Source organism: Streptomyces sp. NPDC001108, assembly GCF_053598535.1.
The window spans coordinates 529,258-542,104 of the sequence record NZ_JBSFKL010000001.1 but is presented as its reverse complement, the minus strand read 5'-3'; the positions used below and the strand labels follow the sequence as shown (position 1 = coordinate 542,104).

10 protein-coding genes are annotated in these 12,847 nt (G+C 73.4%); 6 read left to right on the top strand and 4 right to left on the bottom strand.

All coding sequences use genetic code 11. The features are described 5' to 3' along the window. Positions 1-22: 22 nt before the first annotated feature. A complete protein-coding gene (locus tag ACWC97_RS02370; protein WP_450646921.1) occupies positions 23-1,516 on the bottom strand; it encodes a M1 family metallopeptidase in 1,494 nt (497 codons plus the stop codon). Positions 1,517-1,729: 213 nt separating this feature from the next. Between ACWC97_RS02370 and ACWC97_RS02365 the strand changes: the two genes are divergently transcribed. Both ACWC97_RS02365 and ACWC97_RS02360 read left to right on the top strand, forming a co-directional pair. Beyond that, complete coding sequence (locus ACWC97_RS02365; protein ID WP_450646919.1) at positions 1,730-3,724, top strand: Xaa-Pro dipeptidyl-peptidase; 1,995 nt, start codon at positions 1,730-1,732, stop codon at positions 3,722-3,724. A 51-nt stretch (positions 3,725-3,775) separates the two neighbouring features. Beyond that, entirely contained in the window at positions 3,776-5,413 is a 1,638-nt protein-coding gene (locus ACWC97_RS02360) for an ABC-F family ATP-binding cassette domain-containing protein (RefSeq protein WP_385209053.1), read from the top strand. Between the two features lie 40 nt (positions 5,414-5,453). Here the strand turns inward: ACWC97_RS02360 and ACWC97_RS02355 are convergent, their stop codons facing one another. Then, positions 5,454-7,877: a Tex family protein gene (locus ACWC97_RS02355; protein WP_450646916.1), complete on the bottom strand. Its 2,424-nt coding sequence runs from the start codon at positions 7,875-7,877 to the stop codon at positions 5,454-5,456. Between the two features lie 224 nt (positions 7,878-8,101). Beyond that, on the bottom strand, positions 8,102-8,965 hold the full coding sequence (locus ACWC97_RS02350) for an SCO6745 family protein (protein ID WP_352274704.1): 864 nt from the start codon (positions 8,963-8,965) through the stop codon (positions 8,102-8,104). A gap of 146 nt (positions 8,966-9,111) precedes the next feature. Here ACWC97_RS02350 and ACWC97_RS02345 point away from each other — a divergent pair, with 146 nt between their 5' ends. Both ACWC97_RS02345 and ACWC97_RS02340 read left to right on the top strand, forming a co-directional pair. Continuing rightward, a complete protein-coding gene (locus tag ACWC97_RS02345; protein ID WP_450646914.1) occupies positions 9,112-10,074 on the top strand; it encodes a GlxA family transcriptional regulator in 963 nt (320 codons plus the stop codon). Positions 10,075-10,091: 17 nt separating this feature from the next. After that, positions 10,092-10,727, top strand: coding sequence for a DJ-1/PfpI family protein (locus tag ACWC97_RS02340; protein WP_352274702.1), 636 nt, complete (start codon positions 10,092-10,094; stop codon positions 10,725-10,727). A 32-nt stretch (positions 10,728-10,759) separates the two neighbouring features. On the opposite strand, the gene ACWC97_RS02335 is transcribed toward ACWC97_RS02340, so the two are convergent. Next, the gene (locus ACWC97_RS02335; RefSeq protein WP_450646912.1) at positions 10,760-11,518 is read right to left on the bottom strand and encodes an enoyl-CoA hydratase/isomerase family protein; all 759 of its coding nucleotides are present in this window, start codon (positions 11,516-11,518) and stop codon (positions 10,760-10,762) included. Between the two features lie 80 nt (positions 11,519-11,598). Here ACWC97_RS02335 and ACWC97_RS02330 point away from each other — a divergent pair, with 80 nt between their 5' ends. Together ACWC97_RS02330 and ACWC97_RS02325 are read left to right on the top strand one after the other, a co-directional pair. Then, positions 11,599-12,225 (top strand): HdeD family acid-resistance protein, encoded by a 627-nt coding sequence (locus tag ACWC97_RS02330; RefSeq protein WP_450646910.1) that lies wholly within the window; start codon positions 11,599-11,601, stop codon positions 12,223-12,225. 135 nt (positions 12,226-12,360) lie between these two features. Next, the gene (locus tag ACWC97_RS02325; RefSeq protein WP_352274699.1) at positions 12,361-12,816 is read left to right on the top strand and encodes an ATP-binding protein; all 456 of its coding nucleotides are present in this window, start codon (positions 12,361-12,363) and stop codon (positions 12,814-12,816) included. Positions 12,817-12,847: the final 31 nt, after the last annotated feature.

Sequence of the window (12,847 nt, the reverse complement as noted above, 5' to 3'; positions counted from 1 at the left end):
GCGCCGGACGCCGGTGTGCCGGTCAGTGGCGGTCGTGCACGGAGTTCGTCGCCGCGATCCGCTTCCAGGAGGCGGGCCGCGCGGGCTTCGCGTCGGCGCCCCGGCTCCGCGCAGCGGCGGCCGCCGGAGCCCCGGGCCGTACCGGCTGGAACAGCCAGGTGTCCAGCAGCGAGGCCAGCGGCTTGCCCGAGACCCGCTCCGCGTACGCGACGAAGTCGCTCACGCTCGCGTTGCCGTAGGCGTGCTCGGCGGGCCAGCCCTTCAGCAGCGCGAAGAAGCTCTCGTCGCCCACCTCGTTGCGGAGCGCCTGGAGGGCGAGCGCGCCCCGGTCGTAGACCGCCCCGTCGAACTGGTTGTCCGGGCCCGGGTCGCCGGGCTTGACCTGCCAGAACGGGTCGTCGGCCGGGTGCTGCGCGTAGGTGTAGTCCGCCAGCTCCTGGGCGGTTCCCTCGCCCTCCTTCTCCGACCACAGCCACTGGCTGTACCGGGCGAAGCCCTCGTTGATCCAGATGTCCTTCCAGCCCTTGACCGAGACGCTGTCGCCGTACCATTGGTGTGCCAGTTCATGGACGACGACCTGGAGGTTCGCGCCGCTGGCGAACTGCTTCGGGCTGTAGAACGGCCGGGTCTGCGTCTCCAGGGCGAAGCTGCTGGTCACATTGGGGACGAAGCCGCCGAGCGCCTCGAAGGGGTACGGGCCGTAGACCTCCGACAGCCACTCCGCGACCTCGGTGGACCGCTCGATGCTGGCGCGCGCGGCCCCGGCGTTGACGCCGAGGTCCTTGCTGTACGCGTTGATCACCGGCAGCCCGTCGGCCGTGGTGTCGGTGGTGATGTCGAACTTCCCGACCGCCAGCGTCGTCAGATACGTCGCCTGCGGCTTGCTGGAGCGCCAGTTGAAGCGGGTCCAGCCGAGCTTGGAGCTCTGCGACTGGAGCGTGCCGTTGCTGATCGCCTGGAGGCCGTCCGGCACCGAGACGGAGATGTCGTACGTGGCCTTGTCCAGCGGGTGGTCGTTGCTCGGGTACCACCAGGCGGCCGACTCCGGCTCCTGCGCGGCCACCGCGCCGTCCGGGGTGCGGACCCAGGACGTCCAGCCGTTGATCTTCACCTCGGACGGCTTGCCCGCGTACCGCACGACCACCGAGACGGCCTTGTTCTTCGCCAGCGGGGCCGCCGGGGTGATCTCCAGCTCCTGCTCGCCGGTCTTCTGGTGACCGGCGATCTTGCCGTTCACCCGCACCTCGGAGACGTCCAGCCCGAAGTCCAGGTTGAAACGGGAGAGTTCCTGGGTGGTCGTGGCGAGGATCGTCGCCGTCCCCTCCAGCAGATCGGTCCGCGGCTGGTACTTCAGCCGCAGGTCGTAGTGGGAGACGTCGTAGCCGCCGTTGCCGCTGTACGGGTAGTAGGGGTCGCCGATGCCCGGGGCGCCCGCGGTGCCCCCGGCGGCCGAGGCCGGGATCGCCAGCAGCAGGGAGGCCGCGAGCGCGCTCGGGACGATGAGTCTGCGGTGCACGGAATGCTCCAAGTGGTCGGGGCGGAAGATCTCTTGAACCGTCACGTCGACCCTAATCAGAGGCCACCGCCCCGGTCGTGTCCATGGCCACACCTGTCACACGATCGCCATTCGGCCGCCATCGCGGGGCGCCCGCTCTCTACCGCGACCACGCCCCCTTCGCCCCCGACCGCCCCCTGTCGTAAGGGAGTTGACCAGGAGTACCTTCCGCCCATGCCGACACGTGCGCAAGGACTCCGTTCGAGGTACAGATCCCTGGTGGCGGCGGCCGTGGCCGCCCTGATGGCCGTCCTGCTCTCCCCGGCCGGCGCCCAGGGCGCGGGCCCCCGCGAGGCCCGGCCGCCGGAGAGCCGGCCCGTCTACTCCTACCCGGACGCGGTCCGCGAATCCGTCTGGGTCGACACCGGCCTCGACAGCGACGGGGACGGCCGCTCCGACCGGGTCGCCGCCGACATCATCCGGCCGCGGGAACCCGCCCGCCAGGGCCGGAGGATCCCCGTCATCATGGACGCCAGCCCGTACTACTCCTGCTGCGGACGCGGTAACGAGAGCCAGCTCAAGACCTACGACAGCGACGGCCGCCCGGTCGGATTCCCGCTCTACTACGACAACTACTTCGTCCCGCGCGGCTACGCCTTCGTCGCCGTCGATCTGGCCGGAACCAATCGCTCGGACGGCTGTGTCGACGTCGGCGGACGCGCCGAGGTGCAGTCCGCCAAGGCCGTGATCGACTGGCTGAACGGCCGCGCCCGCGCCTACACCACCCGCACCGGCGACGGACGCGCCACGGCGGGCTGGTCCAACGGGCGCACCGGAATGATCGGCAAGAGCTGGGACGGCACCATCGCCAACGGCGTAGCCGCGACCGGCGTCCGGGGACTGCGCACCATCGTGCCGATCAGCGCCATCTCCTCCTGGTACGACTACTACTTCGCCCAGGGCGCCCCCCTCTACGACGGCGGCCCCGACATGCTCGCCGGCTACGTGGAGAGCCCCGAGGCGGGCGAACGCTGCGCCGCCGTGCGGCAGCGGCTCGCCGACGGGGCGCCGCGCAGCGGCGACTGGACCCCGCTGTGGAGCGAGCGGGACTACGTGAAGGACGCCCGCAAGGTGCGGGCCAGCGTCTTCGCCGTCCACGGCATGCAGGACCTCAACGTCCGCACCAAGCACCTCGGCCAGTGGTGGGACGCGCTCGCGGCCCAGGGCGTGGAACGCAAGATCTGGCTCTCCCAGACCGGGCACGTCGACCCGTTCGACTACCGGCGCGCCGAGTGGGTCGACGCCCTGCACCGCTGGTTCGACCACTACCTCCTCGGCTACGACAACGGCATCGACCGCGAGCCGATGGCCGACGTCGAACGCCACCCCGACCAGTGGTCCACCGACCGGGTCTGGCCGCCCCGCGCCACCCGTCCCACCACCGTGCGCCCCGCCCCGGGCACCGCCCCCGGCGTCGGCACCCTGGGCCTGCGGCCCGCCCGCCCCGGCGCCACCGAGACGTTCACCGACGACCCGGCCCTGAGCGAGAGCGACTGGGCCGCCGACCTGGACCGGAGCACCGGGGCCAAGGCCGGGTTCCGCACCGCGCCGCTCACCGCCGACCTGCGCCTGGCCGGCTCCGCGAAGGTCACCGTCACCGCCACCCCGACCACCTCGACCGCCCACCTCTCCGCGGTCCTGGTGGACATCGGCCCCGACACCATCCGCGACTACGGGGCCTCCGGCGAGGGCATCACCACCCTCGCCGACCGCGGCTGCTGGGGTGGGAGCACCCCCGGCGACAGCTCCTGCTACCGGAACACCGCGGCCCGCACCACCCCCGTCGACCGGACGGTGATCAGCCGGGGCTGGGCCGATCTCGGCACCTACGCCTCGCCCGGCAGGGGCCGCCCGCTCACCCCGGGCCGCCCCGTCACCCTCACCGTCGACCTGGCCGCCACCGACCACGTCGTCCCGGCCGGCCACCGCCTCGCCCTGATCGTCGCGGGCACCGACCGCGACCTCATCGACCCGCCCGACTCCACCCCCACCCTCACCCTCGACCTCTCCCGCACCACCGCGAAGCTGCCCCTGGTCGGCGGCGCCGGCGCCTTCGTACGGGCCACCGCCGGCTCCGCCACCGCGACGGCCGCGGACCCGGTGCCCGGGGTCCGGGGCGTGACCCCGCCGCACCGGACCCGGCACGTTCCGGGAGGCGGCCGCTCCTGACACCGCCGGCCGGTGGGTCATCGGGGGGCGTCCCCTAAAATCGGCCCCCTGATGACTGCCACTCTCGTCGCCAAGGACCTCGCCGCCGGACACGGCGACCGCACGCTCTTCGCCGGGCTCGACCTCGTGGTCGCGCCCGGCGACGTGATCGGTCTCGTCGGAGTCAACGGGGCCGGAAAATCGTCCCTCCTCCGGCTGCTCGCCGGACTCGACCGGCCGGAGGAGGGCGAGCTGCGGCTCTCCCCACCCACCGCCACCGTCGGCCACCTCCCGCAGGAGCCGGAGCGGCGCGCGGGCGAGACCGTGCGGGAGTTCCTGGCCCGCCGCACCGGCGTCGCCGAGGCCCAGGCCGCGATGGACGCGGCGACGCAGGGGCTCGTCGACGGGGCGCCCGGCGCGGACGACGCCTACGCCGAGACCCTGGAGCGCTGGCTGGCCCTGGGCGGCGCCGACCTGGACGAGCGCGCCGAGGAGACCGCGGCCGAGCTCGGCCTGACCGTCGGCCTCGACCTGCCCATGACCGCGCTCTCCGGCGGCCAGGCCGCCCGCGCCGGACTGGCCTCCCTGCTGCTCTCCCGGTACGACGTCTTCCTGCTCGACGAGCCCACCAACGACCTCGACCTGGACGGACTGGAGCGGCTGGAGCGCTATGTCTCCGGGCTCCGCGCGGGCACGGTCGTCATCAGCCACGACCGCGAGTTCCTGATGCGCACGGTCACCAAGGTCCTCGAACTGGACCTGGCCCAGCAGCAGATCAACCTCTACGGCGGCGGCTACGCCGCCTACCTGGAGGAACGCGACCGCGCCCGCCGGCACGCCCGCGAGGAGTACGAGGAGTACGCCGACAAGCGCTCCGCGCTCGAAGGCCGCGCCCAGATGCAGCGCTCCTGGATGGACAAGGGCGTCAAGAACGCCCGCCGCAAGGCCACCGACTCCGACAAGCAGGGCCGCAAGTTCCGCAGCGAGTCGAGCGAGAAGCAGGCGGCGAAGGCCCGGCAGACCCAGCGCATGATCGAACGGCTCGACGTCGTCGAGGAGCCCCGCAAGGAGTGGGAGCTGCGGATGGAGATCGCCTCCGCGCCCCGCTCCGGGTCCGTGGTGGCCACCCTGCGCGAGGCGCGGGCCGTGCGCGGCGACTTCGGCTTCGGCCCGGCCTCGCTCCAGATCGACTGGGCCGACCGGGTCGCCATCACCGGCGCCAACGGCGCGGGCAAGTCCACTCTCCTCGCCGCACTCCTCGGCCGCCTGCCGCTGGACTCGGGACAGGCGACGCTCGGCTCGGGCGTGGTGGTCGGCGAGGTCGACCAGGCCCGCAGGCTCTTCCACGGTACGGAGACGCTGCTGGAGGCGTTCTGCGCGGCCGTCCCCGACACCGAACCGGCCGACGTGCGCACCCTGCTCGCCAAGTTCGGCCTGCGCGCCGACCATGTGATGCGCCCCGCCACCACGCTCTCCCCGGGCGAACGGACCCGGGCGGCGCTCGCCCTGCTCCAGGGCAGGGGCGTCAACCTCCTGGTGCTCGACGAGCCGACCAACCACCTCGACCTGCCCGCGATCGAGCAGCTGGAGTCGGCGCTGGACTCGTACACCGGGACGCTGCTGTTGGTCACCCACGACCGGCGGATGCTGGAGGCGGTCCGTACGACCCGCCGGATCGAGGTGGCGGGCGGGCAGGTGACGGAGGTCTGAGACGGGGTGGAGGGCGGCGTGCCGCCCTCCACCCCCGGCGCTACCGCTTCCGGCCGCCGTCCCGCTCCGGGCCGGTGAGACCGGCCCGCCGCAGGGCGTCCGCCATCGCGCTGTTCACCGGTGCGGGGGCCTGCCGGGTCGCGCCGCCACCGCGCCGCTCACGGTTCTGGCCGCCGCCCTGCTGCCCCTGTCCATGGCCCTGGCGCTGCCGGGGCGGCCGGCCGCCCTGACCGCCGCGCTCACCGCGCTCGCGCCGCGCACCGCCGCCCTGGGCGCCCGCGCCCGCCGCCGCGTCGTCGTCGTCCAGCCGCAGCGTCAGCGAGATCCGCTTCCGGGCCACGTCGACGTCCATCACCTTGACCTTCACGATGTCGCCCGGCTTCACGACGTCCCTCGGGTCCTTCACGAACGTCCGCGACATCGCCGACACATGGACCAGGCCGTCCTGGTGGACACCGACGTCCACGAACGCGCCGAACGCCGCGACGTTGGTGACGACCCCCTCCAGCACCATGCCGGACTCCAGGTCGCCGATCTTCTCGACCCCCTCCTTGAAGGTGGCGGTCCGGAAGGCGGGCCGGGGGTCGCGCCCCGGCTTCTCCAGCTCCTTCAGGATGTCGGAGACCGTCGGCAGCCCGAACTTCGCGTCCACGAAGTCGTCGGCCCGCAGCGACCGCAGCACATCCGTGTTGCCGACCAGCGAGGCGACGTCGCCGCCCGTCTTCTTCGCCATCGCCCGGACCACCGGATACGCCTCCGGGTGCACGCTGGAGGCGTCCAGCGGGTCGTCGCCCCGGATGCGCAGGAAGCCCGCGCACTGCTCGTACGCCTTCGGCCCGAGCCGCGCCACGTCCTTCAGCGCCCGGCGGGAGAGGAAGGGGCCGTTGGCGTCGCGGTGCGCCACGATGTTCTCGGCGAGCCCCGCGCCGATCCCGGAGACCCGCGAGAGCAGCGGCGCGGAGGCGGTGTTGACGTCGACCCCGACCCCGTTCACACAGTCCTCGACGACCGCGTCCAGGGAGCGGGAGAGCTTCACCTCGGACAGGTCGTGCTGGTACTGGCCGACGCCGATCGACTTCGGGTCGATCTTCACCAGCTCGGCGAGCGGGTCCTGGAGCCGCCGGGCGATGGAGACGGCCCCGCGCAACGACACGTCCATGTCGGGGAGCTCCTGCGAGGCGAAGGCCGAGGCCGAGTACACGGAGGCGCCCGCCTCCGAGACCATCACCTTGGTGAGCTTCAACTCCGGGTGCCTGTCGATGAGTTCACCGGCGAGCCTGTCCGTCTCGCGGGACGCCGTGCCGTTGCCGATCGCGATCAGGTCGACCTGGTGGGCCTTGGCCAGCCGGGCCAGCGAGGCCAGCGCCTGGTCCCACTTGTTCGCCGGGACGTGCGGATGGATGACGTCCGTCGCGACGACCTTCCCGGTGGAGTCGACGACGGCGACCTTCACCCCGGTACGGAAACCGGGGTCGAGCCCGAGCGTGGCCCGCGTCCCGGCCGGGGCGGCGAGCAGCAGATCGCGCAGGTTCGACGCGAAGACGCGCACCGCCTCGTCCTCCGCCGCGGTGCGCAGCCGCAGCCGCAGATCGATGCCGAGGTGCACCAGGATCCGGGTCCGCCAGGCCCAGCGCACCGTGTCGCCGAGCCACTTGTCGCCGGGCCGGCCCCGGTCGGCCACGCCGAAGCGCCGGGCCACCAGGTTCTCGTACGCCGAGGGGCCGGGGGAGTCGGAGGGCTCCTCCGGCTCCAGGACCAGGTCGAGCACGTCCTCCTTCTCGCCGCGCAGCATCGCGAGCACCCGGTGCGAGGGCAGCTCGGTGAAGGGTTCGGCGAAGTCGAAGTAGTCGGCGAACTTCGACCCGGCCTCCTCCTTGCCCTCCCGGACCCGGGCCACCAGCCGGCCCCGCGTCCACATCCGCTCGCGCAACTCGCCGATCAGATCGGCGTCCTCGGAGAACCGCTCGGTGAGGATGGCACGGGCCCCCTCCAGAGCGGCCGCCGGGTCCGCGACGCCCTTGTCGGCGTCGACGAACGCGGCGGCGGCGACGAGCGGCTCCACGGACGGGTCGCCGAGCAGCCCGTCGGCGAGCGGTTCGAGCCCGGCCTCCCGGGCGATCTGCGCCTTCGTGCGCCGCTTGGGCTTGAACGGCAGGTAGATGTCCTCCAGCCGCGCCTTGGTGTCGGCGGCCCGGATCCGCGCCTCCAGCGCGTCGTCCAGCTTGCCCTGCTCACGCACCGAGTCGAGGATCGCCGACCGGCGGTCCTCCAGCTCCCGCAGATAGCGCAGCCGCTCCTCGACCGTGCGCAGCTGCGCGTCGTCGAGCATCTCGGTCGCTTCCTTGCGGTAGCGGGCGATGAACGGGACGGTCGACCCGCCGTCCAGCAGCTCGACGGCCGCCTTCACCTGCCGTTCGCGTACGCCGAGCTCCTCGGCGATCCTGCCTTCGATGGACGTCGTCACGGTTCTACCGACTCGCCTTCTCGTACGGGCTCCACTGCTGTGCATACCGGGGCACTGCCCCCAGGGGGTGTCCGACGCATGCCTGCGGCGTCGCGCACTCATCGATCAGACACCCTGGGCGCGCGTCCGGCGGCTCAGGGCCGGACATGCTCCAGCCCTGCATTGTGCCGGGTGGCCGGGCGCCGTGTCGCCCGGCCACCCCCGGTTGTCGGCCGGACGGCGGCTCAGCCCCTGCCGATCAGATCATCGGGGAAGGCGCCCGCCGAGGCCGCCGCGGCCAGGAAACCGCGCCCCAGCTCCGTCAGCCGCTCCACCCCCGCCGCGCCCAGATGCTCGTACGGCGCCGCGTCCATCCGGTCCGTGGCCTCCTCCAGCTCCGCGCGGAGCGCCGTGCCCGCCTCCGTCAGCTCACCGTCCGCGTCCAGCACCCCGCGCAGGCGCAGCCGCTCCCGCGCCGCGTCCAGGTCGGCGTCCACCCAGCCCCGGGTGGTCATCACCCAGCGCGGGGACATCCCCCGGCCGGTCGCGGTGTGGCTGACCACCGACTCCAGGGGGTCGAGGCCGGCGGTCAGCAGCGCCGCCATGTGGCCGTCGCCGCGGTGCTCGCGCAGCAGCGTCGCGGCGTGCCAGAACGCCAGATGCGGCTCCTCGGGCACCGGGAGGTCGGCATGGGCGGCGTAGAGCGGACGGGAGTGCCGGGTGCAGGCCTCGGTCGCGCGCAGCGCGAGCTTCGCCGCCTCGGCCATCTCCGGGGAGGCGACCGCCGCCTCGCCCAGCAGTCGGCGCAGGGTGGCGTCGGCGGCGCGCAGCCGGGCGGCCAGGGCCTCCCCGGGTGAGACGGTGGACCACACGGCGGGCAGGTAACGGGCGATGAGCCGGTGGTCGAAGTTGTAGAAGGCCGCGGTGACCGGGCCCGGACCCACGGCACCCATCGCCGCCGCGCGCGAGGCGAAGTAGGCGCCGCTCCAGTCGTCGACGCCGAGCGCGGCGTACTGCTCGGCGAGATCCGGTGAGAAGTAGACCGTCGAGTGCAGCGTGTTGAGGGCGTTGTGGCAGCGGCGTCCGGCGCGCGGCGGCAGAGTGCTCATGGCGGCACACTACCGACTGGTCGGTACGCCCGATACCCCGTGCGGCGGCCCGCTTCCGCCGACCCCGGACCGGCCCGTGGCCCATGGCAGGAAAGGTGGGTTCCTCGTCGTTGCCGCCCTCACCGGGGCCCGCCAGGATTGCGGCCATGACGCAGCGATCCGTACTCGTCGTGCTCTACGAAGGGGTCCAGAGCCTCGACGTCACCGGGCCGGTTGAGGTCTTCGCCGGAGCCTCCCGCTTCCCGGGCGCCGGGTACGCCCTGAGCACCGCCACGCTCGACGGCGCCCCCGTCCGCACCAGCAGCGGGCTCCTCCTCGTCCCGGACACCGCCCTGACCGCCACCGGCACGCCCCACACCCTGCTCGTCCCCGGCGGCGAGGGCACCCGCGTCCCGGATCCGGCGCTCGTCGGCTGGCTGCGGGAGCACGCCCCGCGCGCCGAACGGCTCGTCTCCGTCTGCACCGGGGCCCTGCTGCTCGCCGCCGCCGGACTGCTGGACGGCCACCGGGTGACCACCCACTGGACGGTCTGCGACCACCTCGCCCGCCACCACCCCGCCGTCGAGGTCGACCCGGACCCCATCTTCGTCCGCGACGGCAGACTGGCCACCTCCGCGGGCGTCACGGCCGGCATCGACCTGGCCCTGGCGCTCGTCGAGGAGGACCACGGCCGGCGGATCGCCCACGACATCGCCCGTCACCTGGTGGTCTTCCTGCGCCGACCCGGCAACCAGGCCCAGTTCAGCGCCCAGCTCGCCGTCCAGACCGCCCGGCGCGAACCGCTGCGCGAGGTCCAGCACTGGATCACCGAGAACCCGGCCGCCGACCTCCGCGTCGAGGCACTCGCCGCCCGCGCCCGGCTCTCGCCCCGGCACTTCGCCCGCGCCTTCCGGGACGAGACGGGCCTCACCCCGGGCCGCTACGTGGACCGGGTGCGCCTCGAACAGGCCCGCCGACTGCTGACGGACACCACCGACGGCGTCGAAGGCATCGCGCGCGCCTGCGGATACGGCACCCCCGAGGCGATGCGCCGCGCCTTCGTGAAGGTGCTGGACACCACCCCCACCGCATACCGCCGGAACTTCCGGACCCGACCCGACACCCACTGACCCCGAAGGACCAGCCCATGCAGATCGCCGTCGTCCTCTTCGACCGCTTCACCGCACTCGACGCCGTCGGCCCCCACGAGATGCTCGCCCGCCTCCCCGGCGCCGAGACCGTGTTCGTCGCCGGGCGAACCGGTCCCGTACGCAACGACACCGGCGGCCTCTCCCTCCTCGCCGAGCGGACCTTCGCCGACGTGACCGCTCCCGATGTGCTGGTCGTGCCCGGCGGCCCCGGGCAGCGCGACCTGATGGCCGACCCCGAGCTGCTCGGCTGGCTGCGCACCGCCGACGCCACCAGCACCTGGACCACCTCCGTGTGCACCGGCTCGCTGCTGCTCGCCGCCGCCGGGCTGCTGACCGGGCGGCGGGCCACCTCGCACTGGCTCCAGCTGGACGTGCTGGCGGAGCTCGGCGCCGAACCGACCGGGGAGCGCGTCGTCGTCGACGGCAAGTACGTCACGGCGGCGGGCGTCTCGGCCGGCATCGACATGGGGCTCACCCTGGCGGGCCGGATCGCGGGCGAGGACCACGCCCGCGCCGTCCAGCTGCTGACCGAGTACGACCCGCAACCGCCCTACGACGCGGGCTCGCCGGAGAAGGCACCGGCGGCCATGGTCGAACGCTTCCGCGCCGGACGCCACCGCCTCCTGCGGTAACGCGCTCCGGCGGCGCGGACACCCGGACGGCGTCAGGCCCCGCCCGTCCAGGCGAAGCGCGGCGCGCGCCGCTCCAGGAAGGCGGCGGCCCCCTCGGCGGTGTCGCCGCTGTGGCGGGCCTGCTCAGCCCAGTACGCCTCCCGCCCCTCCCGCCCGTCGGCGAATTCCTTCGCCGCCGCCTGCGTCAGCCCCGAGCGGGCCACCAGGGTCCGTACGTAGGCGGCGACCCGGCCGTCCAGCCCGCCGGCCGGCAGCACCTCGTCGACCAGGCCGGTCCGCAGCGCCCGCGCGCTGTCGATCAGCTCACCGGAGAAGAGCAGGTGCTTCGCGGTGGCCGGACCGGTCAGCGCCACCAGCCGACGGGTCGACGACGCGGCGTACACGACGCCGAGCTTGGCCGGGGTGACGCCGAAGGACGCGCCCTCCTCGGCGAACCGCAGATCGCAGGCGGCCGCGAGCTGACTGCCGCCGCCCACGCAGTAGCCCCGGATCGCCGCGAGCGTCGGCCGGGGGAACGCGGCCAGCGCCTCCTCGGCCGCCACCGCGAGCCCCTGCGGGTCGCTCCCCGGCTCGCGCAGCGAGGCGATGTCCGCACCGGCGCAGAAAGTGTCCCCGGCACCGGTGAGCACCAGCACCCTGACCGCCTCGTCCTTCGCCAGCCGCTCCAGCAGAACGGGCAGCGCGGACCACATCGCGAGGGTCATCGCGTTGCGTTTGGCGGGGTTGCGGATGACGACGGTGGCGACGCCGTCCGCGACGGCGTGCTCCAGCCCGGGTTCGGTGCGCTCCATGGGCCGGATGCTATCCGGCGCGTTCGAACCTACGATCAGGAAGGGGTCGCCGATCCGGCACGTACCGTGAGGAGCTTCCCATGGCCGATCCCGCAGCCGAGGGCAGGAGGCTGAGCCGCAGTTTCGGCTGGCTCGCCCTGCTCGGCACCCTTCTCGTCGTGGCCGGACTGGTCGGCCTCGTCTACACCGGCGTCGCGACGCTGACGTCGATGCTCCTGTTCGGCTGGCTGCTGCTGCTCGGCGGGATCGTCGGACTGCTGCACGCCATCGACTCGCGAGGCACCGACTACTTCTGGCTGGGTGTCGTGGTGGCCGCGCTGAACATCGCCGCCGGAGTCGTCGTCATCCGCCACCCGCAGGGCAGCGCGGAGGCGCTGACCATGTTCGCCGCGCTGCTCTTCCTCACCGGCGGGGTGTTCCGCCTGGTGGGCAGCGTCGTGGTGCGCGGCCCCCAGTTCGGCTGGACGCTGCTGCAGGGCGCCTTCGGCCTGCTGCTGGGTCTGCTGGTGCTCTTCGACTGGCCGCACAGCAGCCGCTACGTCCTCGGCCTCTTCTTCTCGCTGGCGCTGCTCTTCGACGGGCTCGGCCTGATCGCGACCGGGATCGGCGGCCGCCGGATCGTCTCGCTGGTCTCGGAGCAACAGAGGGTGACCGGAGGCTTCCCCGAGTCACCCGGCAAGGACGGGCACAACCGGTCCGAAGGCTGAGCCGTCGGCGCCCAGTCCGGTCAGAACACGTCGATAGGAGTCGAATTCAGTTCAGTGACCCCGTCCGTACCGGATACGCCCAGCACTCTGTACCCGACGTGCAGTCACCATCGAGTGGAGAGCGGGTACCGGACTATGGAGAGCCGCGGGAGTGTCCCCGCCCGGCCCGTGTCGTACGAGGGAGTCTGGCGGTTCACCGCCCCGGCCGTGGACGTCTCCGTACCGCAGGCCCGGCACGCGGTGCGCGACCTGATCGCACGCCAGGGTGTTCCGCTGGACGAGGACGTGGCCGGAGGGCTGCTGGTCATCGTCTCCGAACTCGTCACCAACGCGGTGAAGCACGCCGCGCTGCTCTCGCCGGAGCTCGCCGTCGAGGTGGCCGTCGACGAGACGTGGATCCGGGTGTCCGTCGAGGACAACCATCCCTACCGGCCGACGGCGCTGGAGACGGACCACGGGCAGACCGGCGGGCGCGGCCTGCTGCTGGTCCGGGAGATCACCCGGGAGGCGGGCGGCGCCTGCGACGTGGAGCACACCGCGGGCGGCGGGAAGATCATCTGGGCGGCCCTGCCGCTGAACCCCCGGCCCTGAACCCCGGCCGCGCCCCGCCCGACCGGGCCGG